Genomic DNA, 24454 nt, shown 5'->3' with positions numbered 1-24454 from the left:
GAATGCCGATTGCCTGAATCGATGTTACGTAACGGGCCCGCCGACGCGCAGCGCATATCTGGGGCGTGCGCTCACGGCGCAGGTGCGCTATTGGCGTCGAAACAGGCGCCCGTGGCTGCGGAACCAGGTGATGCGTCCGTCGGCACCGCGTACGAAATCGGAGCGGGTGCCGATCGGTTTGTCGTCAGCTCCCAGGTCGAGTCCGTAGTCCGGTCGATAGAAGGCAAAGCCCAATCGGTGGCTGGTCTCCGAATTCGGATTGCTTCCCGTGATGTCGTCGGCGGTCATCGTGCCGTCGAGTCGACCGCTTCCCACCTCGAAGTCGATGACCGTCTGCCCCGGATCGCCCGATTCGGCGACATGCTGGGCGATATAGCGCCCCCGGAAGGGCTCCAGGTCGGTGGCGCCGAGATCCTCGGCTGTGGCAGGCAGGTTGCTGATCCCCGCGAACCGGCGCAGCGCCCAGTCGTCGCCGAAAAGGTCGTTGATCAGCTGTGCTCCGCCCTCGGAGTTGGTGAGCACGGTCATGGCGAAATCGCGGTCGGGCACCATGAAGAACCCCGAATGCTGGCCGTTCCAGGTGCCGCCGTGCTGAACGATCGTGACGTTCTCCGCCGACGGGCGCAGCATCCACGTGACACCCATGCCGGTGAGATCGACCTGTAGTGTGCCGCCGGCGCCCGGATTGGACCGCATTGCCGCGAGCGCTTGCGGGCTCAGCAGTCGGGTGCCGTCGGGTGCCGTGCCGTCGCCAAGGTGAAACTTCGCGTACCGCAACTGATCTCGTGCGGTCGACATCAGTCCGCCGGTTGGGTGGCAGCTGCGTGGGAACGTCCAAAAACTGGTGTCGACAGCCGGTTTGCCATCGACAACGGTGTGCGAGGCAGCCACATTCAAGCCGATGATCTCGTCGGAGAAGTAGTGGGAGTGGGCCATCTGCAGCGGCTCGAGCAGCAGGCTCTGCACCACCGACTCGTAGGTCGAGTCAGCGACGACCTCGATGATCCGTCCGGCTGCCACCAAACCGGCGTTGTTGTAGGCGAACACGGTGCCCGGAGGTGTCAGCTGCGGTAGGCGCGTCATCGCCGCGACGTAGCGGGCCACTGCGTCGTCGCCGCGCCCGAACGCTTGAATGTCGTCACCCAGAAAGCCCGACGTGTGATTGAGCAGCTGACGCACGGTTACCGAGGCGCTGGCAGCCGGATCGGCCACGGCGAAGTCGGGCAGGTAACGCCGCACGGGCGCATCCAGGTCCACGTCGCCCCGATCGACCAAGCGCATCACGGTGGTGCCCGTGAACGTCTTTGTGGTCGAGCCGATCCGGAACACCGTGTCACCGTCGACAGGTAGCGGATGGTCGACGTTGGTGACACCGAAGCCTTTGACATGTTCGTGGCGGCCTGCCCAGACGGCAACGGCAGCACCCGGTATGCGGTAGGCCGTCATGCCCGCGGTGATCTTGGTGTCGAGCTCGGCAAAAGCCGCAGGCAGAGCCGTCTCGGTAGATACGCTCATCATGTTGCCCAACGCTTCACGTGCGCTGCTCCAAGTCGGTGCCGCAGTCTGAGAGTACATATTCGATCGGTCGATATGCAGGGTGTTACGCATCTCGGCCAAGGTGGTCTGCGACCGGGTGTGGCCCGGCCGCAGACCCCTGTTTCACGTCACGCCGCAGGCCGGCCTGCGGCCCGCCCGAGGTGCCGCGCGAAGAACCGAGTGTCGATCCGGCCATCTGTCGGTACCCGGTCGTGCCCGCCCGGGAAGGCGTGCAACACCTTGTCGGTCGAGGCGAAGGCGTCGAACAATTCGAGACCGAATTCGCGTGGAATTTCGTTGTCATCCAACGGCAACAGATATTCGATCGGGATGCTGATCTGTCTTGCCGCCGCAAGCAGCGCGTCATGCCCGGACAGCCATCCGAAGATCGCAGCGGTGATCCGAGGCTCGACCGCTGCGAGCTGTATCCCGATCGCGCCGGCCAGAGACACGCCCGAGTAGCCGAGGGGAACATGTGCGCCGATCTCGGGTAGAGCCAGCACGGCGTCGATGGTTGCCCGCCATTCGGGAACGGCACGCTCGGCGACAGAGGCGCTGTACTCGGCAAGGATACGGCCGAACGAGGGACTGTCCTCGGCCCGGGCCCGACGAAATTCCGCGATCCAGCTCTCGTCCTGGGCATTTCGTGGTCGGTCACCGTGGCCAGGTGCGTCGATGGAGACGACATGGAAACCCTCAACGATCACCAAGGAATGGGCCCGGGCGACGTGTCCCGGGGCCCTCTTGTGAAGGCCGCCCGGGTGACCGGCCAAGACCACGGGGGCGTCGGCGGGAACAGATTCTGGTGACCAGAGGACACCGGTGACGTCATCCAGGGTGAAGGAGCGTTCGATGACACCGTTGGACGATGTCTCAGAAGTGATGTGCATAGCGGTTGCCTTTCGGGATTGCCGTGTTCGGGCGCTCCCGGCGACACCTAGCTCAATCGCCCAACCGCGAACACGAGTGAGAACACCCATTGGTCACTGCATACATGGGTCTCACCTCCTCGCGTCACCGTCACGGTCTATCGCACCCTAGCAACGCGAACGTGGTGGCGTCCAACCATTTTCCTGTCGGGACCTCACCCGTTCTTCTCGACGATGTTTTTCAACACCGTGGTCGCGCCCATGGCGTTGGGCCAACCGGAATAGAACGCGAGATGCAGCAGGGCTTCCTTCAGCTCGTCGTCGGTGACCCCGTTCTGGCGGGCGAACCCGAGATGGAAGTGCAGCTGGTCCATCTTGCCCATCGCGGTCAGTGCCGCGATCGTGATCAGGCTCCGGTCTCGTTTGGACAGATCGGGCCGTTCCCACACTTCGTCGAACAGCACGCGGTCGGTGTAATGCACCATGCCGGGGGCGAAGTCGCCGAAAGCGCGCTGGCCGCCGGTCCAGCCGGTGTTCTGTTCATCGCTCATCGTTGGTTCCTCTCTTCGGGGTGGTAGCGGTCATCAGGCCTCCACGTGGTGTTGGGTGGTGCGGGGCAAGGACAGCGTGAGAACGGCGGTCACCGCGGTAACGACGGCGGCGATCAGCATGCTCACGTGCACCCCGCGGACGAAGGTGTCGGGGTTGGCGAGTAGAGCGCCGAACACCGCGACTGCGAGGGCGCCGCCGACCTGGCGGCTGGTGTTGAACACGCCAGATGCGACGCCGGCCTGATGGTGCGCAACGGTGTCGAGCAGCACCGCGGTGGCCGGCGGGGAGACCGTCGGACCGCCGAGTCCGACCAGCAGCATGAGCACCGCGAGCAGCCACAGGGGAGCGGTGGCACCCAGCAGGCCCACCGCGGCGAGCCCGGCGGTCATCAGAGCCAGACCCGTGGCGATCACGGTGCGGCGGCCGAACCGCTCGCTGATCCATGCGGAGAACGGTGTCAGTATCAGACCGACGAGCATCATCGGCAGGAACACGATGCCGGTGTGCACGGCGTCCAGGCCGCGGTGCTGTTGCAAGAACAGGCTCACAACGAACGGCAGGCCGAAATAGCCCACCATGAACGCGAAACCTGTTGCTGTGACAATGGTTACGGTGCGGGACCGGAAGAGTTCCAGCGGCAGCATCGGATGCGCCACCACGTGCTGAGAACAAGTGAACGCGATCAGCGACACCACAGCCATGACGAAAGCAGCAATGACCGCCCAGTCGGCGAACCCGCGGGAGCCCGCCTCGATGGCGCCGTAGGTCAATCCGCCCATCGCCAGAACGCCGGTCAGCTGGCCGATCGGATCGAGCGGCGTGCGTCGGGTCGCAGAGGCATCGGTGTGGGTCAGCAGCCAAAGCGCGATAACGCCGACCGGGATATTGATGAAAAAGATGAGTCGCCAGTCGATCAGGGTGAGCATCCCGCCCAAGACCGGACCGGAGGACGATGCGACCGCTCCGCCCATCGCCCAGATCCCGACGGCACGAGCGCGCGCCCGCGGCTCTTGGTAGGCCTGACGGATCAGGGCCATCGACGCCGGCATCATCGCGGCCGCCGCTGCGCCCTGCACAAACCGGGCCGCAACCAACATGCCCAGCGTAGGCGCCAGCCCGCATGCCCCCGAGGCGAGGACGAACGCCACCATGCCGCCACCAAAGGCCCGCTTGGCGCCCAACCGGTCCGACAGCGACCCAGCGGTCAGCAGCAGAGCGGCGAACATCAGGGTGTACCCGTCGACCACCCACTGCAGCCCGGCCACACCACCACCGAGATCGTGGCGGATGGTCGGCAGAGTCACGTTGATCACGACGGCATCCAGCGTGATGGTGAAGAAGCCCAGCAGCGCCGCACCCAGGGTCCGGACCGCGGGTCTGGTCCGGCCTGCGGCATCGATTCCGAGAGCTGACTCATGGGTGATCACCTCAACCAGAGAACTCCGATTCCACCGTGGGCGGCAGGTCCAACCAGAGGGGGTACAAGTGCAACCCCCATCGCGGCCACGGCTCGTCGTACCGTCGGATGTGTGAACACCAGCGGCACCCCGCAGCGCGCCGATATCCGTGACTTCCTGGCCAGTCGCCGTGCCCGGATCACCCCTGACCAGGTCGGACTCCCAGCGGGCGGAACTCAACGGCGCGTTCCTGGACTGCGCCGCGAAGAGGTCGCCGTGCTCGCCGGGGTGAGCACCGACTGGTACACCCGGCTGGAGAAGGGACACATCAGGGGTGTGTCCGACGACGTGCTCGCCGCCGTCGCCCGCGCTCTGTTGCTGGACGACGCCGAGACTGCCCACCTGTTCCATCTGGCCCGCGCCGCCAAGCCTGCACGAAGCCCGCGCCGTCGAACACCTGCCAGGCTCCCCGAGAGCCTGCAGCACTTGCTCGACGCGATGACCGGAGCGGCCGCCTTCATCCGCAACGGGCGACTCGACATCATCGCGACCAACGCTCTCGGCCGGGCGCTGTACGCACCGGTGCTCGATGAACCGGCGTGGAAAGCCAACATCGCCCGGTTCAACTTCCTCGACGAGCGTGCCGCCGACTTCTTCCCGGACTACGCGGGTTCGATGGACACCACGGTCGCGCTGTTACGCACCGAGGCGGGCCGCGACCCGTACAACAAGGAGCTCACCGACCTCGTCGGTGAACTCGCCACCCGCAGCGAGTCTTTTCGCAGCCGTTGGGGCGCCCACGATGTGCGCAACCACAGCACCGGACTCAAACACTTCAATCACCCGGTCGTCGGCCCGATCGACCTCGCCTACGACTCGCTCGACGTTCGCTCCACCGGCGACGACCGGCTGGTGCTCAACGGATACACCGCTGCCCCCGGGTCCGCCTCCGACGAGAAGCTGCGCATGCTCGCGAGCTGGGCGGCGACCGACGCACCGGATCGGAGCACCGGACGCCCGATCGGCGGTCCGGTGCCCGCAGAACCAGAAGGCACCGACGCGCGGTCCGACATCTGATTGCGTTGGGCTGCAGGGCATCTCGGTAGGCGCCTGCCAAGTTGCCGCGGGGGTTGCACGACTATGCCGAGATTTGCCGTCTGAAGAGCGCTCGTCTGCGACCATGGCTTAGGCGCAACGAAGGGCTGGGCACATGACAGAGACCGGGCACACACCCGAACTACACGAGCAGCCGGGCCTGGCAAGCCGCCGCGGCCTTCTCATCGGTGCCGGAGCGGTCGCTGCCGGGATCGCCGTCACCGCGTGCGGCGGTAAAGAACCGTCAGCGTCGGGCGGCCAGTCCGCGACCAGTGAACCGAGCTCGACGGCTGCCGCGGCACCCGTATCGGTGAAGACGACCGACGTGCCAGTGGGCGGGGGCGTCGTGCTCAAGGAGCCCAAGGTTGTCGTCACTCAACCGCAGCCCGGTCAGTTCAAGGCGTTCACAGCGGTCTGCACGCACAAGCAGTGCCTGGTGGCGAAAGTCGCCGACGGAACCATCGACTGCCCATGCCATGGCAGCAGGTTCAGCGACGTCGACGGCACTGTCGTCAAGGGGCCGGCCGAGCAGCCGCTGGCGCCGAAGACGGTGACGACGACCGGTGACACCCTGACCATCACCTGACCTGTTCCGGACCAATCGCGATTGGTTTCAGCGACCAGCTGGTCGGAATCCGCGGCCTCGCAATGGTCGCGTTGACCCCTGATGTTTCAGAACAGCTCAATTCTGGCAACGCTGCGCGCGCCGATCAGCGTGCCGGCAGCTTACTCATCGGGATGAACTGGCGTGACGCGACGTCGACATTCAGAACAGAAGATATTGCAGGTGAACCGGTTGTGGGGAAATTGTCGATGGCAACCCCAATTATTTGCTCTTTCTGCATTCTTCCGTATCTGTATCCACGCGGAGCGCGGCGATAGGCAACCGAGATCGGCTTAATGCCAAGGTGTTTGGGGTATCGCCGGCTGGCGGGTTCTCGTGTATTAACGCGCGAAAAAGCAAAATGGGCCTTACCCTAGCTACCGTGACGAGAGCCGCGTACTCGCCGATTCCCACCACGGAAACACCCGTTATCGCCGAAAGTGTCCCGCAGTGGACATCGCTTCAGAAACTGGGTTTCCGACTACTTTTCACCGTCGGTGGTGGAATGCTTGCCGTCACCGGTGGTGTGGTTCTGTTGGTCACGGTATTCGGCAGTGTCGTGGGTTTTGACGAGGGCCACTATCCGTGCGAGCGTCTGCTCTGGATACTCGCGCAGATCGGTAGCTACCTGACTCGAGGTCGTAGCGTCGAGATCACCAGGTCGGCCGGCGGAGACATGTTGTGGATGTGGTGTTTCCAGCTCGGGTGGATTGCGGTGGCACTGCCGATCACCGCGTTGTGGACGGTCATGGATCGGCGTCGCCCCAACTATCGGAGCTTGGCCGCTTCGCTGCTGGTGTTCGCGCGCTTTGGGCTGGCCCTGGTGATGATCTTCTACGGATGGGGCAAGGTGATTCCCGTCCAGATGGGCTATATGCCGCTGCCTGAGCATCAGTTGCAGTTGACGGGTGACACCAGCCTGTTCAACACGCTGTGGGGCTTCGTCGGGGCATCCGAGGCTTACTCGGTCTCCATCGGACTGATCGAACTGCTGTCGGGACTACTGCTGCTGTGGAACCGTACCTGGGTGCTCGGGGCCCTCGGGTCCGTGATCTCCACAGCACAGGTGTTCCTGCTGAACATGACCTATGACGTGCCGGTCAAGCTGGTTGCGGCCCAATTGTTCCTGGTCGCAATCGCTATCACATGCCCGTTTTGGCCGAACTTGGTGCGGGTCGTCTTCAATCGCGGTGGGACCCGCCCGGTGGAACTCTGGTCACCCCTTTGGGCGGACAAGCGCTGGCTGCGGCGAGCCGGTGTGATTGCCAAATTCGGCATCGCCGCCATGCTGCTGACAATCACCGGAGTGGGTGGCGTCATGGCGTACATCGGCTATCACACGCCGAGCTCGACGCTCGACGGTGTCTGGCGCGCAACATCATTCACTATCGATGGGCGCGAAGCGACGCTGAACCAGGCGACTCCGCAGCCGTGGGTCAACGTCGCGATCACCGACCGCAACAAAGTCCGCCAGCTCGGTGTGGTCAGGTTTGTCAGCCAGGAGCCCGCGGGATACACCACCAGGTGGCTGCTCAACATTGACGGCGATCGCCTCGAGCTGCGCAAGCCGGAGTCGGATTCGACTCAGGTGGTGCTGCGCGCCACCCAGCCGGACAAGGACCGGTTGGTGCTGACGGGAGAGTTGGACGGCAAACAGATCGAGGGTACGTACGAGCGGCGATTCATGGAACGCAGTAGGTCGCATTTCCGTCTGGTCAGTCCGCCGATCCCGATGGATTCGGTGCGGTAGTCCCGGGCTGCTGCAACTGATGTGCGAGTGAAATCGGTTGACGCGCACCAGCGCGCATCCGTCGACGCGCCCGTCGCGCGCATATCCTGGTTTGCAGGACGATAAAACCCGGCTGGCTACCGCGACGGTCCGCCGTAGCGGCGCCCGGCCACCAGCGACGCCGCGCTATGCGACGCCCGGATCTCCGGGAGGCAGCAATGTTCGAGGAAGCTCAGCTTTATGCACCGGTGACGCGCTCGGGGGATGACGTCACCGTTCACCTGGCCGCCGACCACCCGGGCGCGGTCGACCCCGAATACCGCGCGCGGCGCAACGAGATAGCCGCACTCGCCATGGATTGGCAGCCTGGCACACCACCGCCGATCGCGACATATACCGACGCGGAGCAGGAGGTCTGGCGGATCGCCTGCGCTGAGCTCCACAAACTGCACCGGCGCCTGGCCTGCGGGGCTTATCTGGAGGGCCGTGAGCGGCTCCAACTTCCCGAGGATCACATTCCGCAACTCATCGACATCAACAAGATGCTCAAACCACTCACCGGCTTTCAGTACGTGCCGGCAGCCGGCCTGGTGCCACTGCGCGAGTTCTACGGATTCCTCGCCGATGGCATTTTCCACTCGACCCAGTACCTCCGACACCACTCCGTGCCGCTTTACACCCCTGAGCCAGACCTGATCCACGAGGTGGTCGGTCATGGCAATTGCCTGGCTCACGATCGTTTCGCGGCCCTGTACCGGCTGGCCGGACGGGCGGCTCGGCGCGTGGAAACGGCTGAGGCGCTGGAGTTCGTCTCGAAGGTGTTCTGGTTCTCCCTGGAGTTCGGTGTAGTGCGCGAGCACGGGGAAGTCCGCACATACGGCGCAGGGCTACTTTCCTCATACGGCGAAATTCAGCAGATCGAACATGCCGAACTCCGGCCGCTCGATGTCGGCCGGATGGGCGTTCAGACGTACGACATCACGCACTACCAGCCGGTGCTCTTCTGCGCCGAGGGATTCGATGAGATCGAAGATGTAGTCGGCGCGTTCTTCACCGATGTTGACGACGCTACGGTCGAGCGCCTGCTACATGACGCTTCTGCGCCGACCTGAGCATCGACAGGCCGAGGCGGTCAGCCCTTCCAGACGACCTTGTCGGTGCCGCCGGCGTCGCGGTAGACCACGCTGTCGGGGGCAGTCCCGCCGCGTACGTCGAAGTAGACCCGGCCTGATGTTTGGCTACCCGGCGCGATCGGTTGGTTGGGTAGACCGTCAATCTCGTTACCCTTCATGTCCGCATAGGTCGAGCTGTTCACGGCCCGTGCGTTGAAATCGGAAATGTTGGGAGTGGGGAAGCCGCTGACCGCCTGTGCGGTGACGTCTGCGTACCAGATGCCGTCATTGTGGCCACTGGGCTGCAAGTTGCTCACGGTGTACTCGATGGCTCCACCGGGACTGGGTATCTCTGCTGATTGGCCGAACTGCACCGCTTCGGGGTCGGCCAGCGCCGGTGCGGCCGCCAACACTCCTGCCGTCGCGATCCCAGTAGCAGCAGCTGTCGTTTTCCATGCGATCCGTGAAAACGCCACGTCAAGCTCCTTTCGCCAAGCCTTGATATCCAGGCGCACTTACCGTCCGTTCCACGGTCCGTCTATCCAAACTGGCGGGTTTCAAACCTGCTCGGCATGGCCGTGCACCCACTTTGGGAACCACCAGACCGGTTTCCAAGGCTGGGTATTGCCAGCCTCTACCCACTGAAAACCATTGAAGTGTCGAACAATACGGCGGTTGGATCACCGCACGGACGGTGCCGAAGTAGGGTCTGCGCATGGACCTCGAGCCGGTCGAGCAGCGGATCCTGGGAAGCCTTCTCGAGAAGCAGGTCACGGTTCCCGCGTCGTACCCTCTGACGCTCTCTGCCCTGCGCACCGCCTGCAACCAGACCAGCAGCCGCGAGCCGGTCATGGACCTTGACGAACGGACGGTAGAGCTGACGGCCAGGGCGCTCAAGGATCGTGGGTTGTTGCGCATCGTGTGGTCCGATACCGGACGGCGCACCCTGAAGTACCACCAGACATTGTCGGAGATTCTCGAACTGGGCGACGACGAGCGTGCGGTGCTCACCGTGCTACTCCTGCGCGGACCGCAGGCACCCGGAGAGTTGCGCACCCGCACCGAGCGGCTGTTCGCGTTCTCCGACCGCGGCGCGGTCGAGACGTGCCTGGAACGGATGGGCAAACGGGATCAACCGCTGGTACGGCGGCTCGACCGGCGACCGGGTCAGCAGGACTACCGATGGGTGCACGAGCTGGGCCCGGTCGACACAGGGGAGACACCTCAGCGCCCGGCGGTCGACCGGGAGGCGCCTATCGCGGATTCGCCTGAGGCCCGCGACGACCGAGTACGGGCGACCTATGGTGCCGTGGCTCCCGCTTACGCGCGTGAGCTGTCCGAGGAACTCGAAAGGCTGCCCTTCGAGCGCTGGCTCCTCGACCGTGTGGCCGCGGCGGCCCGTGATCTGCCGATCATGGATGCGGGTTGCGGTCCGGGTCACGTGACGGCGTACCTCGCAGCCGCCGGCGTGGACGCCCACGGTCTCGACCTCAGCCCGGAGATGATCGCGGAGGCGCAGCAGCGGCATCCTGACGTCGACTACGAGGTGGGGGATCTGCGCCGTTTGATGCGGCCGGCGACTGCTGCCGGGTGGGGTGCCGTACTCGGGTGGTACTCCCTGATCCACCTCGCCGCGTCTGAACTGCCCGGCGCAGTCGCCGCACTCGCCCGGCCACTGGCATCTGATGGCCTGCTGGTGCTCGCTGTGCATGTGGGTGACGAGATACGCCAGGTGACCAACTGGTTCGAGACCGAGGTGCCTGCCCTGGATGTCGTGCTGCATGACGTGACAGGGGTTCTCGCGGCAGTGCAGGCGGCGGGGCTCACCGATATCGAGTGGTATCTACGGGGACCGCATGAATCGCGCGGTGAGACCACGCAGCGGCTGTACGTCGTGGCAAGGCGGGCATGACGGCGTGATCGGCGCCCGGACGGTCCGATCCTCGTGCCCGACAAGGGCTGAGCCGATCCGCGGTTCTACGGTCGCAGGATGTGGTCGGGGGTGACGGTGTCGACGAATGCCCGCGCCGCGGCGGCGAGCTGACCGTCGGCGGTGGCCAGCGCATCCGCCTGCAGCTGAGTCAATGCGATGTACTCGGCGCGGTACGTGTCCGGCCAGTTCAGCTCGGCGGCGATCCGCCAGGCGTGGTCTTGCAATGATCGATCGCCGAGGAGTCGGATCCGCAGCCCCCGGATACCGTCGAGAATCGTTCGGCCGGTCCGTTCGTCGATCTGGCCGCGGTGCACCGATTCGTACACCAGGGCCAGCGCCTGCGAGCGCAGCAACGTGGGAGCCGCAAGGCTGTGCTGCGGCGGAATGGCCACGCCGCCACGGGCGAGGTCGATGGCCACCTGTGCGTCGACGACGAACGTTGTCATACGAGCACCATCGCACGCGCCGGTGTTCGTTGTTGATTAGCGTGGCCTCATGACAAGCGGCCCCGTGACCGACTGGCTGTTGGACTCCGACCCGGCTTTGCGTTGGCAAGTAGAGCGCGATCTACTCGACGCTGCGCCGGATGTGTGGGCGGCGACGCGGACACGGATCGCAACTGAGGGCTTCGGCGCAAAATTACTCGCCGCGCAAGATGCCGACGGCCAGTGGGCCGGCGGTTCCTTCTTTCCGAAGGACTACGACTTCGCCGCCGCCGAGCCGCCCGAAGCCGGCCAGCCGTGGACCGCCACCACGTGGACGTTGAACACGTTGCGAGAGTGGGGTCTTGACGTATCGGTATTGCGGCAACGTCGGACCGCCGAGTTGCTTGCTGAGCACAGCCGGTGGGACTACGACGGCTCGCCCTACTGGTCAGGCGAGGTGGACTGTTGCATCAACGCGTGGACGCTGGCCAACGGAGTGTGGCTGGGTGCGGACGTCAATGGGATCGCTGACTGGTTTCTCGAGCATCAGTTGCCGGATGGCGGGTGGAACTGTGAGTGGGTTGACGGGGCGCACCGGTCTTCGTTTCACTCGACGCTGAATTCACTGAAAGGGCTACTTGCCTTCGAGGCGGCCACTGGCGGTACAGCCGACACCCGCGCTGCGCGCCACCGCGGCGAGGAGTATCTGCTCGAGCGCCGGCTGCTTAACCGGCTGACGACGAATCAGCCGGTGGCGCAATGGGTAAACGACTTCATCTACCCCATTCGTTGGTCCTACAGCGCCCTCAACGCGTGTGAGTACTTCCGTCTGGCCGCTCTGCACGATGACGTCATGCCGGATCCTCGGATCAGCCAGGCGATCGGCATCGTTCGTGCGGCCAGGCAGCCTGATGGCAGGTGGTTGCAGACCGGTCGGCAACCGGGACGAGTGTGGTTCGAAGTCGATGTTCCAGCCGGACAGGCTTCGAAGTGGATCACGCTGTACGGGACACGGTTGCTCAGCTGGTGGGATTCGGCAACATAAACGCAGAGTCCCCAGCTGGCACGCGATGGTGCGGTTGCCGCGAGAACTGCTTCACGCAACGCCATTTCGGTTGACCGCCGACGACCGAGCGGCGCTGTGAGCCGCGGGGCACATCGCCATCAAGGCGACATGACCCAGCCGTGGTGCGTCGGCCGGGTATCCGGCGCGGCAGAAGCTGATCATCCGCGAGAGGAAGGTGTATCCGTTCATAGTGATGCTCCTTTGACCAGGTGGGGTTTCGTGGTGCGAGCCGAGCTTTCGGCGTGCACAGCAACTATCAACCAGGTGTGTCAGTCGGGGCTCCCTTGTGCGGACAAGCCGCGCAAAGCGCGATCTGTCGCTTGTGCGCATTGTGCTCACCGCAGAAGCTGGTCTGCTGGTTCAGGACGGAACGAGGCAAAAATCTCGTGGCGGTCTCAGTTGAGCAAAGGTCTTGCAGCCCACCCGTCCTACGGGGGACGGTACCGTCGGGTTGGCGTTAGTGTTGGCCGTTGTGGTCGAGGTGGGCAACTATGTGAAGCGCTGGCGTACAGCGCTTCACCTGATCTTGTCGGCAATGGTGGCGGTCACCCTCGGACTTGCCATCCCGCCCGCAGCTCACGCGGCCGCTGCCGCGGCGACCCTGTCGGTGACATCGACATGGCAGACCGGTTTCATCGCCCGCTTTGTCATCACCAACGCCAGCACCGTGCCGCTCACCGACTGGAAACTCGAATTCGACTTGCCGCCCGGCGAATCCATCTCTCACACGTGGAGCAGCACCTTCACCCAATATGGCACGCACTATGTGATCGGACCCGCGAACTGGAACCGCATCATTGCCCCGGGTGGTACCGCAACGGGTGGGATCAGAGGCGTGCTGAGCGGCTTCTACTCACCACCGTCGAATTGTGTGCTCAACGGTCAATACCGGTGCAGCTAGCGACGCGACGCCGCTCAGGTGGCGAACAGCCTCGACGTCCTTTCTTCATGACGCATGCCGCTGATCTCCAGGGCGGGTGTTGTGCTGGACAGTTCGTGTAGTGAGCGCTCGCAAGCCTCCTTTGACAGCTGAACAGCCAACTCGGCACCACGCAACTGGATGCGCTGACTCTGCAGTGGGCCCAATCGACCCAGCCGCACCGCGGCGCTGAGCAGTGAGGCCATCATCGATTGCATCGAACCGAGCACGGCGACGTGCCGGGGGATCCCGAGCCGGGCTTGGACCGCGCCGTCGACGACCGCCGCGTGGCCGGGAAAGGTTCCACTGATCACGCCGGAGATGTAGGCATCGTCTTTCACCATGCCGATTTCGGTTGCGGTGGCGGCGAGTTGGCGGCCGATCGATGTCGACGCGGTCCTCGCGTTGCCGAAGAGCTTGTACGAGGCGGCGAGTTCATCGAGTTCGGCAAGACGGTCCGGTGAGTCGGCCACACGCCAGGCGTGAGCGGTGATCGTGGCGTCCAACGGAGCGTGGCCGTGGATGAGGTAGCCGAACACCGTGGCCTCCAGGGCGGCGGCGTCGGCGTCGGGGTGTGCGGCCAGCCATTCTTCCAAACCATGGCTGTGTACCAACCTCCCCGCCGGAAAAGCGCTGTCGTGCAGTTGCATCCAGAGTGCCGCTCCGACGTCGGGATCAGTGGTGATGACCGGCATGGTTATCCGCGGAAGTACGGGACCAACCGTTGCGGGCCATCGCGACCTCGCCCACTTCGCCGACGAGGCCGAGGTCGGCGAGCAGGTGCTGGGCCGCGTGGGCGCTGGTGAACAGAGGCGCGGTAAGCCCGTCGTCGTCCACGTCGACCGGCGCATGCTGATTGCCGAGTATATGACCGAACATCAGTAGGGCGCGGCCGGTGTTGTCCGCGAATCGAACTCGGATGGCGGGCTCGGGGGGACGACGCACCACTATCATCTCGGCCCCGTCATCGCTGATCACGGCGCCGTCGTGCAGGAAGGTACCGCGGGGAAGGACGATCATCACCTCCGACCCCGTATCGGTGGTGACCCGCTGACGATGTTTACTGGCGTCCCCCCAACCGATATCGACGTGATGCACCTTGCGCCCGGCGAACCGCGGGTCGGTCGCGTTGCCGAGAATGGCTCCGGCATTCAGCATCGTGGCACCTTTCAGTGGGGCAGGACGGCGTCGCGCACGGCCGCGTGGACAGTCTGTTGGGCATGGCGTAGCGCAGGTGCGCGGTCTGTGGTCAGGCGAGCAAAAGTTCCTGCAGAGCCCGGCAACTCACCGACGCCGCCACGCACATCGGGCAGGCCGGCCAGGGCCCTTCGAACCACATCGGTGACCGGTCGCCGACCCGGGGTGAGCACCATCATGGTGGCGACATAGTCGCCGTCGAGAAACTGCGCGACCGACGGAGCGAACCGCTGCCGGTCCCGTGCCACCACCTTTCCTTCGCTGCGCACCGTGACGGCAAAGTCGCTGCGCGCGTATCGAAATCGTTCACCATGCGCGATCCGGCCCGCAGCCACGGCTTCCCATCCGATATACGTCCCGCTCGGCGCGATATCGATCTCAAGATTCTGGTCGAACTCGGAATCTGATTGCGGTATGACCGTTTTCGGCAGGTACTCGAGGGTTGCGTCGTCACCCACGGTGAACTGCAGCCGATGCTTGGCACCCGGGCCGTCCCCGGCATACACCTGGGTGGCGGCCTGGGTGGTGAGCAGGAGATGGGATCTCGATGCGCACACCGCGGTGGTGCGCAGGTTGTCGTCGGAGAATGTCCCACCACTGGGGCTCTGTACACACAGCACCGCAGCGTGCGGAAACCGCTCATCGGAATGCAGGGCGGTGGTGACCCGCTGCGGAAACCGTTGCCGGAGGTTGCTGATGCGGGTGCGCCCCGTGTCGTCGGTGACGGCGTGGACGGACAATTCGCCGGGCTCGATCACGGGCGGCTCGGGACGAGCATGGCGTCACGCAGCAGGACCTCGGTCAACTTGTCCAACCCGTTTCCGGAGCGCAGGTCGGTGAACACCGTCGGCTTGGTCGGCCGGGCGATACTACAGTCGCGCCGCATCCCGTCGAGATCGGAACCCACCAGGTCGGCGAGGTCGATCTTGTTGACCACCAGCAGATCTGCCTGCAGCAGACCGATGCCTTTCTTGCGCGGAATGTCGTCACCGCCTGCCGTGTCGATCACGAAGATCCAGTAGTCGACCAGGTCGGCGGTGAAGGTGGCGGCCAGATTGTCGCCACCCGACTCGATGAGGATCAGGTCGAGGTCCTCGAACTCGGCGGCCAGCGACCGCGCGGCGGCCAAGTTGGCCGACGGATCCTCCCGGATCGCGGTGTGCGGGCACGCCCCGGTCTCCACGGCCCGCACCCGGCGCGGGTCGATGACACCGCTGCGCCGGACGCGCTGGGCGTCTTCGTCGGTCACCAGGTCGTTGGTGATCACCGCGACGCTGAGACCCTTTCGGACGAGTTCGGGAACCAACATCTCCACCAGTCGGGTCTTCCCGGACCCGACTGGACCGCCGATACCGATCCTGAGCACATCACTCATGTTGTCTTCCAGCCTATTTCAAGGTGTAACGCCGGCCCAGCGGGACAGCTGTCATCGGGGTACTGGTGCACAATTCGCCGTCGACGATCACGCGGTAGGTATCAGGCTCGATCGAGATGTCGGGCAGGTAATTGTTGTGCAGCAGATCTGCCTTCGTCAGAGACCGCGCACCGCGACAGGCCACCAGGGGAGTCCGCAAGTCCAGCTTTCCGGCCAGCCCGCCTGCGATGGCTCCCTCGGCGACAAAGTTCACCGACACGTCCGCGGGGGTGCGACCATACGCCGCCCACTGGGGTCGGTATTTCAGTGGTTCGCAGGTCATCAAAGAAGCATTGGCTTCACCCATCACGGACCAGGCAGGGAATCCACCCTTGAACACGACCTCGGGGCGGATACCGAAGAACTTCGGCTCCCACAACACGATGTCGGCAAGCTTGCCGGGTTCCAGGGAGCCGACCTCGTGGTCGATACCGAAGAGAATGGCCGGGTTGATGGTCAGCTTCGCGATGTAGCGGAGAATCCGGGCGTTGTCGGCAGGCGTACCGCTGGTCACATCCTCGGGGAGCGGCCCACGGGTGGCCCGCATGTGCGATGCCAGTTGCCATGTCCGCGCGATGCTCTCACCGATCCGCCCCATGCCCTGGGAATCCGAGCCCATAGCCGATATGGCGCCCAGATCGTGCAGGACGTCCTCGGCCGCGATTGTCTCGCGGCGGATCCGCGACTCCGCGAATGCCACATCCTCGCGGATGCGCGGGTTGAGATGGTGGCACACCATCACCATGTCCAAATGCTCGTCGAAAGTGTTGAGGGTGTAGGGGTTTGTCGGATTGGTCGACGACGGCAGGCAGTATGATTCGCCGACCACACGCATGATGTCGGGTGCGTGCCCACCGCCTGCACCCTCGGCATGGTAGGTGTGGATGGGCCTGCCGCCGATGGCGGCCATGGTGTCCTCGAAGAACCCCGCCTCGTTGAGGGTGTCGGAGTGGATCTGCACTTGCAGGTCCAATTCGTCGCCCGCGTCCAAGGAAGCGCGGATCGCCGCGGGCGTTGCGCCCCAGTCCTCGTGGATCTTGTAGCCGATGGCGCCGGCGAGCCCCTGTTCGATCAGGGGTGCGGTGCTCGACGCGCTGCCGTTTCCGAGGAATCCGAAATTCATCGGGAAGGCCTCGGCCGCTTTCAACATCCGGGCCAGGTTGGTCGGTCCTGACGAGGTGATACCGACCGTCACGGGCCCGAGTCCGCCACCGATCATCGTGGTGATACCGCTGGAGATGGCTTCTTCGACCAGTCCGGCGCTGTCGAAGTGCACGTGAACGTCGATTGCGCCGGCAGTGGCGATCATGCCCTCGCCGGAACGGATGTCGGTGCCTGCGCCGATGACCAGTTCGGGGTCGACGCCTGCCATGGTGCGTGGGTTGCCCGCCTTGCCGATCCCGGCGATGCGGCCGTTACGAATCCCGATGTCGGCCTTGCGGATACCCAGCACGGCATCGATGATGAGTGCGTTGGTGATGACGAAATCCAGCGCGCCCTCGTCGTTGGTCATATCACCGTGCACGGCCATGCCTTCGCGCATCGTCTTGCCGCCGCCGAAGACCGCCTCGTCGCCGTATACCGTTGCGTCGGCCTCGACCTTGGCCAACAACTCGGTGTCGGCCAATCGGACCCGATCGCCGACCGTGGGTCCGTACAGTTCGGCGTAGCGCTGTCGGCTGATTCGGTGCGTCATCTCAGGCCTCCGAATCGAGGAAGCCGTGGTGGTGCAGGTTGCTCATGAGCTCTCCACTCGGTTCGGATTTGGTCGGGCCGTTGGTCATATCGTTCTGTCCGATGACGACTTGTTCGCCGGCGTACGCTGTCAACGAAACATCTTGAGCCTCACCGGGTTCGAATCGAACCGCGGTACCCGACGGGATGTCGAGACGCATCCCGAAGGCCGCGCTCCGGTTGAAACGCAGTGCCCGGTTGGCTTCGAAGAAGTGGAAATGCGAGCCGACCTGGATCGGCCGGTCGCCGGTGTTCTCCACCGTCACCGTCGCGGTCTGCCTGCCTGCGTTGAGCTCCAGATCGCCTTCAGCGGTGAGGATCTCACCGGGAATGACGGCGAGCTCGGCTGCGCTCCGGGTGCCCGGCGTGATCGCATCGTGCACGGTGACCAGCTTCTGTCCGTCTTCGAAGAACGCCTCTACCTGGACCGAGCCAAGGAGCGTGCGCACGCCGGGCAGCACGTCGTCGTCGGTCAGTAGGCTGGCGCCGTGGGCAGCGGCCTCGGCGACGGTGCCGCCGGCTCGTGCCGACTCGGCGACCTCATCCGCGATCAGTGCCCGCGCCTCGGCGTAGGTCAGCGCCAGGCCGGCCGCCCGCCGCTTACGGGCCAGTTCAGCGGCCAGAAAGAGCAGGAGCCGATCTTCGTCCTTGGGTGTCAGATGCATGATGTGAGCCCGTCGATCCGGTGGCTGGACGATAGGTGCGCAGGTACCGGTGGGAGCGGCTCGAAGGTCAGCGCGCTACGGCGGTGTCGGGTGAGCTTAGGCATGTGTCGTGGTCCCTGTCGTGTGACGGTGAGTTCTCGCCAGCGTAGAAACGGCCGCGGCACCCCGGCTATGGGAGGAATCTCCCATTTGGTGCACCAAACATGCGCTGCCAATTATGGTTTCGACGGTGACGGCGTTCCGCGGCGGGAGAACCGGCAAATACCGAACGAATTCCGTGAATGCAGCACAAATTCACAGCTCGACGAATACAATCCGCGGAGCCGCGGTCCGTGACACGTAGGGCGGACCAGTTCGGGTGAACTGCAGGAAGGGACTTCTGGCGATGGCAAGCACCTACGCCGCGATGCTGGACAGTGACACCAACATGGAGAACCGGGCAAGCGAGGTGCTGGACGCCCTCGGTAAGCGGGTGGCATCGTCGGCGTCGGCGATCTGCCTGTGGGACCCGATTCAGCGTCGGCATCTCTCCATCGCAAACCACGGCTATCCGAATGAGGTGATGGATCACTTCAACACCTGGTTTGTCGACCACGATCCGCTGTTCGACGCGATGCGCAGGCGCAGTCTTGGGGCGCTCCGGTGGCGCGATTTTCCGGCCTACCGGACTACGTACTCGGTGACGGGAGTCTTCGCGCCGGCTGGGTTCGACGAGGGGCTGTCGGCACGGTTGGTGACCGCTGACGGCAATTACGCCGGCACCATCCACGTCAACTGCGACGATCCGCGTTATCCCAGCGATAACGACGTGGACGAGATCAACACGCTGCGCCTGCAGATGGCTGAACACCTCGACCTCTCGGTGAGGCCGCGCATGGTGGCCGAACTGATGGGGCCGGAAGCTCAGGCCTGGGCGGTTGACCGGACGGGCCGTGCGCACCTGCTGCGGCTGGGCGGCCAGTGGGATTCGCCCATCGATGAGGCGCTTGTCGGTGAGATGGCGTCGGCCACGGTGGGGGGCACCACGACGCGTTGGCATGACGGAACGGGCTGGCTGCATGTGCGGCACATCGGAACGGCGCCGCGGTTCCGGCAGGACAGCCTGCACGCCGTCATGTTGATCACCCGTGCCGCACTGCCGTTTGGGATCACCCCCCGCGAACTCGACGCCCTCACCCTTGCCGCCCGGGGCCTGACCAACAATCAGATCGCGACGCAGCTGTTCATCAGCGTCCGCACGGCGGGACACCATCTGGAGAGTGCGACTGCCAAACTCGGCGCCAGCAACCGGGCGTCCTGCGTGTCGCAGGCCATGTCGTGGGGGCTGCTATCCGGCAGAATGCTGCGCGACCTCGACACCCATGGCGTGGCGACCGGGTGAAATCAAATGGGAGATTCCTCCCATAGCCGCGACAATGCGGCCGTTTCTACGCTGTCGAGAACTCGCCGTCACACGACAGGGGTCACGACACATGTTGAACTTCACCCGGCACCGCCCGAATGCGATCGCGTCACTGCATGAAAGCCACTTGCGCCCAGCTGCTTTCGGATCCATCAGCCAGTGCGGTCCGTCCGTGGATCGGAACGGCCGCTGATGGGAAATGTCGGACTGCTATTCGTCGGGGTAGTGCTGCTCGTCAACGGGTTGGTGGCCATCGGAGCCGTCGACGGGCGCGGCGCCGCGCCGCTGAATATATTCGTCGGATCCGCTCAGATCGTGGTGCCGACGCTGGTACTGGCGCAGTCGGGCGGCGATCTTGCCGTCATCAACGCGGCCTGGCCGAGTTATCTGTTCGGGTTCACCTACCTGTGGTTCGGGTTCATCCAGCTCTTCGACATCGATGCGCGGGGATTCGGTTGGTACTGCTCGTTCGTCGCGGTGGTGGTGACTTTCCTTGCGGTCAAGAGCGTCGGCACAGACCCGGTGTTCGCCGTCATCTGGGCGACCTGGGCCGTCATATGGACGTTGTTCTTCGTGATGCTGGGGCTCGGTGTGACCAGGGCGGGGCGGGTTGACCTGGGGCATTTCACCGGATGGTTCGTGATTCTGCTGGGTATCCCGACGTGCACGATCCCGGCGCTTCTGCTGCTCAACGGCGTGTGGACGACGTCCGTTCCGGTGGGTCTCGGGGCGCTCGTGGTGTTGGTACTCGCGACGGCGCTATCGGTAGCGCTCGCCCAGCGCAGTGCCCGCCGTGCTGTGCCTGCTGATGTCGGTGCCCATGAAGTTGGGGCCGATCTTCGGGTCTGACCTGACCACGACCGTCAGACCGGCGATTGCGGCCTTGGCAGTGGCACGAAGCGCCTGAGCTTGCCGCTGCCTTCGCTGCGCTCGAGTCGCTCGACCTCGCGGATCCGAACCGTCGGCATGGTGACGCCGAAACGCTGCATCGCCTTGGCCAGCGCGGGGGACAGGTCCGTCACGCCGGCACGGGCCACCACGAGGATGTCGGCGCCGCTCTCGGTCTGCACCACCTGGTATTCGACGATGCGGGGGTCGGTACCGAGGACATGTCGAAAGGCGCTGGCAGGCACCGTATGTGGGCCGTACGCGAAGTCGTCGTCCCGGCGGCCGCTGATGTCGGCGACGCGTGTGTAGGCCATGCCGCATGCGCACGGCTCGGACGTCATCGTGATCTCGTCGCCGAGGTCGTAGCGGATGAAGGGGAACGTGCGGTTGGACAGGCAGGTCGCAAGTGTCCGTCCGTCGACCCTTTCGAGGATCACCTCGTCCTCGCACACGTGCAGTCCGGGTCCCTGCGAGCAGCCGACCGCCTGCACACCGATTTCCGTTGAGCCCCAAAGGTTGTGAAGGGGAGCGTGCCAGGCGGCGACGATCGCGTCGCGGTCCGCCGCAGGCAGTGGTTCGGAATTGGTGCTCACCCGGACAGGGCGGATGTGCAGGTCACCCGCCAGCGAGGCGCGCGCCAACCGGCCGATGACGCTGGCGTACCCCACCAGATGCGTCGGCGCGTACCGTTCGACGGCGGAAAGTACCTCGTCGAACGGTGCGCCGGCCTCGATGACGACAGTCTGCATGTTGGCGGCGGTGGGCACGTCGAACAGCGGCGTGCTGGCATGAGGTGGCAGTCCTGCGCTGAGCACAGCCAGTCGCGCATTCGGCACCGGTCCTTGTCGGCGCTCGTCGCGGGCCTGAATGCGCCAGGCTAGGCATGCGGTGGTGACGAAGAACTGCCAGTCCCACACGTACACCCCGCGCACCCCGCTTGAGCCGCCAGAACTGAACACCTGCTGGTCGCCAGAGGTGTAGGAGAACCAGCCCTGGTCACTCAGAACATGTTCTGCTTGAGCACGATTGAGACGCGGCGTGGTGACGATAGCGTCCCACTCGGCTTGTGCCTCCGCCTTCGTCAGTGCCGGCACCGATGCCAGATCGGCGGCGGTCACGGTATCGAGGTCGAGCCTGCGTAGCCGCCCGGCGTAGAACGGCGAGCGTTCCCGTGCGTAGCCGAGCAGCGATCGCAGGGCCTGGTCGCGGTGGCGACGGAGTCGATCAGCCGACCAGTCGAGGCGGCCGATGTGATCGTCGAGTGCCGATTGAACGGCGCTGAGATGTGCGGAGCGTAGGCGTTCGTACCCTGCCCGGTCCATGGCGGCTCCTATATCTGAATTGAGTGTGTCACGAGGAGACGGTGGTCGCGAAAGTGGCCCACCCGAGCCTGTTTCGGCTCGTCTCGGTGGAGTGCACGACACTGGCGGCCGCGGGGCACATCGCAATCAATGCCACATGACCCAGCCGGGGTGCGTCCGTCGGGTATCCGGTGCGGAAGAACCCAGCGATCCGAGAGACCAGCGTGTATTTGTTCATGTCTGTGCTCCTTGACTTGTCGTTGCGCACCGAATCTTTCGGCGCGCAGCAACTATCACCCGGTGCGCTGGTCGCGGCTCGCTTGCGTGCACAAGCCGCACAGTGCGCGATCTTCTGCTTGTGCGCATTGTGCTCAGCGTCGCTGGTTGCCCTGTAGTTTGAGTGAGCGAACGATGAAAGGCGCCTTCGCGTCCCGAGTGAGAGGGCCGGTCACCGTAATGCGGGTGGTCAAGATGGTCGCACTGGTCGGCATGCTGGTGCTGACCGCGGGATGTGCATCGAGTACGACGACGTCGCCCACAGCCACGCCGGCGCCCGGCGGCTTGTCCCAAGTGCTGCAGCGCGGCACGGTTCGCGTGTGCAGTACGGGTGACTACCGCCCATTCACCTACCGTGATCCCCAAGGCAGTTGGAGCGGCCTCGACATCGATATGGCCAACGATATGGCCGGTCGACTCGGAGTCCGAGTAGACATGGTGCCGACCACGTGGGCAAACCTGGTCGACGATCTGAACAACAAGTGCGATGTGGCCATGGGGGGAATCAGCATCACGCTGAAGCGCGCTGAGCAAGCCCTCTACAGCTCTCCGTACCTGCGTGATGGGAAAGCGGCCATCGTTCGATGTGCTGACAGTTCGAAGTTGCAGACCCTGTCCGAGATTGACCGGCCGGGTGTTCGCGTGGTGGTCAACCCCGGAGGCACCAATGCCGAATTCGCCAAAGATCATCTGCACAACGCTCTAGTGGTGAACTATCCGGACAACAACACCATTTTCTCGCAAATCGTCAGCGGTGTTGCCGACGCCATGATCACAGACACCAGTGAGATCCGTTGGCAGGCAAGGCAGAATCCTCAGCTCTGCGGCGTGAGTCTGGATCGCCCGTTCACGTTCTCGCAAAAGGCCTATCTCATCACTCACCCCGCGACAGACCTGCAGCAGTGGATCAACCAGTGGCTGAACATCACACTGAACGACGGAACGTATGCTGCGCTGAGCCAGAAGTACTTTGGCGCGGTGACCGGACCGTGAGTTCGTAGGGGATTTCGGGGCGTCGTCGCCGCTCTCTGCGCAGGTGGCCAAAGATCGAGCCGACCAAAGTTATTCACCCGCCGCTGCGGCTGTTTCGTGTCCGCCGTCGGCATGTCAGACACAGATCGAAGGGCGAGCGGTGCAATTGGTGGTGGATTTCATCGAACATTCGTGATCTTCTACACAGGTGCTCGGGCTCGCCGTCTATGGCCGCGTCGTAGGTCGGCTCGGAGCTACGAGGACCGCAATTGCCCGCCATCCAGGTGGTTCGGTTGCAGTCCGGGCCGGACGAGCGGTTCAGCAACGTGACCACACCGCAGGAAGACGCGAGAGGAAGACCATGAGGACGATCGCATCCCGCAATACGGCCATCGCCGGCGTAGCCGCCGCCGCGCTCATCACTGTCGGCTGCAGCACTGGCAACGGCGTCGACGAGTCGGCGTCACCGCAGGTCGGGTTGATCGCCACCACCACTGCTGCCGCACCAGCGCCGCCCGCCGAGGTGAAGCTCATCGGGGATAGAGACGTCGAGGTGACGCTGACCGGCCCGATCGCTGCCAAGTACCAGTCGGCAACCCAGCATCAGAAAGATGCTCTCGGTAAGCCACTGACGGGTGACCGCAATGCAGGAGCACGTGAGAGCGGCGTGTTGTTCCAGCAGTTCCAGGGTGGCGTGATCACCGCCAAGAACGCCGACGCGGGCACGCCCGCGTACATCACCTGGGGCAAGATCCGGGAGGCGTGGAACGTCCCACGCGACCCAGCTGGCGCGCCCGCGGTCACCGGGGAGAACGGCTCGGTGGGTCCTTTGGGCGCACCCACCAGTGACGAGAACGCAGTGGACGACTTGCTGGTGGAAACGTTCGAGCACGGCAAGATCGCGTACGACCCGAAGACCGGTCAGGTCACGGTGACAGTGAACGACAAGGTCGTACCGTCCGGGCTGTAGAGCCGGTCGCGCAGCCCCGGCAACCCTGGCGATGGATGTGCCGACTCCGCAGTCACAGGTCCGCGAGGGCGGCGCTGCGCGCGGCAGAGGTGGTCGACTGTGCCAGTCGACGCTGCTTCGTGATCGGGACGAAGCCCTGGCAATCCGCTACGGCTATGGCTGTCTGCGGCGCCGCGGACGGAATGCGTCTTTGACTTTTTCGCCCGCGTCTTTCAGGTGTGACATTCGCTGATCAGCCCTGCCCCGGGCTTCCATCTCGGAATCGTTGACAGCACGCCCGAATGTCTCTTTGACCCTGCCCCTGGCCCGCTCCCATTTGTTCCTGGCCTTGTCGGCACCGCTCATCGCACCCACTCCTGCCAAACTCTGCTTCCACGGAACAACTACTGGGCGGATAC

26 protein-coding genes and 1 pseudogene are annotated in these 24454 nt (G+C 64.5%); 11 read left to right on the top strand and 16 right to left on the bottom strand.

The features are described from left to right. Window positions 1-87 precede the first annotated feature (87 nt). From A5784_RS30375 to A5784_RS30360, 4 genes and pseudogenes are all read right to left on the bottom strand, one after another. Window positions 88-1485 (bottom strand): annotated as a pseudogene (locus A5784_RS30375) (serine hydrolase domain-containing protein); the annotation flags it as partial. Window positions 1486-1664: 179 nt separating this feature from the next. Continuing rightward, window positions 1665-2426 carry an alpha/beta hydrolase family protein gene (locus A5784_RS30370; RefSeq protein ID WP_064948558.1) on the bottom strand — a complete coding sequence of 254 codons (762 nt, stop codon included), beginning with the start codon at window positions 2424-2426 and terminating at the stop codon, window positions 1665-1667. Window positions 2427-2620: 194 nt separating this feature from the next. Then, entirely contained in the window at window positions 2621-2956 is a 336-nt protein-coding gene (locus A5784_RS30365) for a carboxymuconolactone decarboxylase family protein (RefSeq protein ID WP_064948557.1), read from the bottom strand. A 33-nt stretch (window positions 2957-2989) separates the two neighbouring features. Beyond that, window positions 2990-4384, bottom strand: a complete 1395-nt coding sequence (locus A5784_RS30360; RefSeq protein WP_232006304.1) for an MFS transporter — start codon at window positions 4382-4384, stop codon at window positions 2990-2992. A 102-nt stretch (window positions 4385-4486) separates the two neighbouring features. Between A5784_RS30360 and A5784_RS30355 the strand changes: the two genes are divergently transcribed. The 4 genes from A5784_RS30355 to A5784_RS30340 all read left to right on the top strand — a co-directional run bounded on the left by A5784_RS30355 (window position 4487) and on the right by A5784_RS30340 (window position 8894). Next, window positions 4487-5431, top strand: a complete 945-nt coding sequence (locus tag A5784_RS30355) for a helix-turn-helix transcriptional regulator (protein WP_064948556.1) — start codon at window positions 4487-4489, stop codon at window positions 5429-5431. Between the two features lie 133 nt (window positions 5432-5564). Further along, window positions 5565-6035 carry a QcrA and Rieske domain-containing protein gene (locus tag A5784_RS30350; RefSeq protein ID WP_064948555.1) on the top strand — a complete coding sequence of 157 codons (471 nt, stop codon included), beginning with the start codon at window positions 5565-5567 and terminating at the stop codon, window positions 6033-6035. Window positions 6036-6435: 400 nt separating this feature from the next. Next, entirely contained in the window at window positions 6436-7803 is a 1368-nt protein-coding gene (locus A5784_RS30345; RefSeq protein WP_156750868.1) for a hypothetical protein, read from the top strand. Window positions 7804-8000: 197 nt separating this feature from the next. Then, window positions 8001-8894, top strand: a complete 894-nt coding sequence (locus A5784_RS30340) for a phenylalanine 4-monooxygenase (RefSeq protein WP_064948553.1) — start codon at window positions 8001-8003, stop codon at window positions 8892-8894. A gap of 20 nt (window positions 8895-8914) precedes the next feature. Here A5784_RS30340 and A5784_RS30335 read toward each other — a convergent pair whose 3' ends face one another. Then, window positions 8915-9370: a DUF1942 domain-containing protein gene (locus A5784_RS30335; RefSeq protein WP_064948610.1), complete on the bottom strand. Its 456-nt coding sequence runs from the start codon at window positions 9368-9370 to the stop codon at window positions 8915-8917. Between the two features lie 239 nt (window positions 9371-9609). Between A5784_RS30335 and A5784_RS30330 the strand changes: the two genes are divergently transcribed. Continuing rightward, window positions 9610-10806: a DUF480 domain-containing protein gene (locus A5784_RS30330; RefSeq protein WP_064948552.1), complete on the top strand. Its 1197-nt coding sequence runs from the start codon at window positions 9610-9612 to the stop codon at window positions 10804-10806. A gap of 65 nt (window positions 10807-10871) precedes the next feature. Here the strand turns inward: A5784_RS30330 and A5784_RS30325 are convergent, their stop codons facing one another. Next, window positions 10872-11273 carry a type II toxin-antitoxin system VapC family toxin gene (locus A5784_RS30325; protein ID WP_064948551.1) on the bottom strand — a complete coding sequence of 134 codons (402 nt, stop codon included), beginning with the start codon at window positions 11271-11273 and terminating at the stop codon, window positions 10872-10874. 49 nt (window positions 11274-11322) lie between these two features. On the opposite strand from A5784_RS30325, the gene A5784_RS30320 reads away from it, so the two are divergent. Next, window positions 11323-12297 carry a hypothetical protein gene (locus A5784_RS30320; RefSeq protein WP_064948550.1) on the top strand — a complete coding sequence of 325 codons (975 nt, stop codon included), beginning with the start codon at window positions 11323-11325 and terminating at the stop codon, window positions 12295-12297. A gap of 51 nt (window positions 12298-12348) precedes the next feature. Here the strand turns inward: A5784_RS30320 and A5784_RS38595 are convergent, their stop codons facing one another. Continuing rightward, the gene (locus A5784_RS38595) at window positions 12349-12507 is read right to left on the bottom strand and encodes a hypothetical protein (protein ID WP_156750861.1); all 159 of its coding nucleotides are present in this window, start codon (window positions 12505-12507) and stop codon (window positions 12349-12351) included. 283 nt (window positions 12508-12790) lie between these two features. On the opposite strand from A5784_RS38595, the gene A5784_RS30315 reads away from it, so the two are divergent. Beyond that, a complete protein-coding gene (locus A5784_RS30315; protein ID WP_232006306.1) occupies window positions 12791-13219 on the top strand; it encodes a cellulose-binding domain-containing protein in 429 nt (142 codons plus the stop codon). A 14-nt stretch (window positions 13220-13233) separates the two neighbouring features. On the opposite strand, the gene A5784_RS30310 is transcribed toward A5784_RS30315, so the two are convergent. The 6 genes from A5784_RS30310 to A5784_RS30285 are packed head-to-tail and all read right to left on the bottom strand — an operon-like array spanning window position 13234 to window position 18247. Continuing rightward, window positions 13234-13932: an urease accessory protein UreF gene (locus tag A5784_RS30310; protein ID WP_064948548.1), complete on the bottom strand. Its 699-nt coding sequence runs from the start codon at window positions 13930-13932 to the stop codon at window positions 13234-13236. Next, entirely contained in the window at window positions 13913-14395 is a 483-nt protein-coding gene (locus A5784_RS30305; protein WP_064948547.1) for an urease accessory protein UreE, read from the bottom strand. The genes A5784_RS30310 and A5784_RS30305 overlap by 20 nt, the downstream gene beginning before the upstream one ends. Window positions 14396-14406: 11 nt before the next feature. After that, window positions 14407-15192, bottom strand: a complete 786-nt coding sequence (locus A5784_RS30300; protein WP_064948546.1) for an urease accessory protein UreD — start codon at window positions 15190-15192, stop codon at window positions 14407-14409. Then, window positions 15189-15809, bottom strand: coding sequence for an urease accessory protein UreG (gene ureG, locus A5784_RS30295; protein ID WP_064948545.1), 621 nt, complete (start codon window positions 15807-15809; stop codon window positions 15189-15191). Before ureG ends, A5784_RS30300 begins: the two co-directional genes overlap by 4 nt. Before the next feature lie 13 nt (window positions 15810-15822). Continuing rightward, the gene (gene ureC, locus A5784_RS30290) at window positions 15823-17544 is read right to left on the bottom strand and encodes an urease subunit alpha (protein WP_064948544.1); all 1722 of its coding nucleotides are present in this window, start codon (window positions 17542-17544) and stop codon (window positions 15823-15825) included. Between the two features lies 1 nt (window position 17545). Then, window positions 17546-18247, bottom strand: coding sequence for an urease subunit beta (locus A5784_RS30285; RefSeq protein ID WP_064948543.1), 702 nt, complete (start codon window positions 18245-18247; stop codon window positions 17546-17548). Between the two features lie 385 nt (window positions 18248-18632). Between A5784_RS30285 and A5784_RS30280 the strand changes: the two genes are divergently transcribed. Both A5784_RS30280 and A5784_RS30275 read left to right on the top strand, forming a co-directional pair. Further along, the gene (locus A5784_RS30280; protein WP_064948542.1) at window positions 18633-19628 is read left to right on the top strand and encodes a helix-turn-helix transcriptional regulator; all 996 of its coding nucleotides are present in this window, start codon (window positions 18633-18635) and stop codon (window positions 19626-19628) included. Between the two features lie 213 nt (window positions 19629-19841). Next, window positions 19842-20498: an AmiS/UreI family transporter gene (locus A5784_RS30275; RefSeq protein ID WP_064948541.1), complete on the top strand. Its 657-nt coding sequence runs from the start codon at window positions 19842-19844 to the stop codon at window positions 20496-20498. 14 nt (window positions 20499-20512) lie between these two features. On the opposite strand, the gene A5784_RS30270 is transcribed toward A5784_RS30275, so the two are convergent. Continuing rightward, window positions 20513-21859 carry a phenylacetate--CoA ligase family protein gene (locus tag A5784_RS30270; RefSeq protein ID WP_064948540.1) on the bottom strand — a complete coding sequence of 449 codons (1347 nt, stop codon included), beginning with the start codon at window positions 21857-21859 and terminating at the stop codon, window positions 20513-20515. A 28-nt stretch (window positions 21860-21887) separates the two neighbouring features. Next, the gene (locus tag A5784_RS30265) at window positions 21888-22076 is read right to left on the bottom strand and encodes a hypothetical protein (RefSeq protein ID WP_064948539.1); all 189 of its coding nucleotides are present in this window, start codon (window positions 22074-22076) and stop codon (window positions 21888-21890) included. 233 nt (window positions 22077-22309) lie between these two features. Between A5784_RS30265 and A5784_RS30260 the strand changes: the two genes are divergently transcribed. Continuing rightward, the gene (locus A5784_RS30260; protein WP_197514927.1) at window positions 22310-23107 is read left to right on the top strand and encodes a transporter substrate-binding domain-containing protein; all 798 of its coding nucleotides are present in this window, start codon (window positions 22310-22312) and stop codon (window positions 23105-23107) included. Window positions 23108-23447: 340 nt separating this feature from the next. Further along, entirely contained in the window at window positions 23448-24056 is a 609-nt protein-coding gene (locus A5784_RS30255) for an LGFP repeat-containing protein (RefSeq protein ID WP_064948537.1), read from the top strand. Window positions 24057-24209: 153 nt separating this feature from the next. On the opposite strand, the gene A5784_RS37925 is transcribed toward A5784_RS30255, so the two are convergent. Next, window positions 24210-24401, bottom strand: coding sequence for a CsbD family protein (locus tag A5784_RS37925; protein WP_082945172.1), 192 nt, complete (start codon window positions 24399-24401; stop codon window positions 24210-24212). Window positions 24402-24454: the final 53 nt, after the last annotated feature.

It is taken from the genome of Mycobacterium sp. 852013-50091_SCH5140682 (assembly GCF_001665685.1).
Taxonomy (GTDB): domain Bacteria; phylum Actinomycetota; class Actinomycetes; order Mycobacteriales; family Mycobacteriaceae; genus Mycobacterium.
The sequence above is the reverse complement of the archived record's forward strand: the minus strand, read 5'-3'. Positions and strand labels throughout refer to the sequence as shown.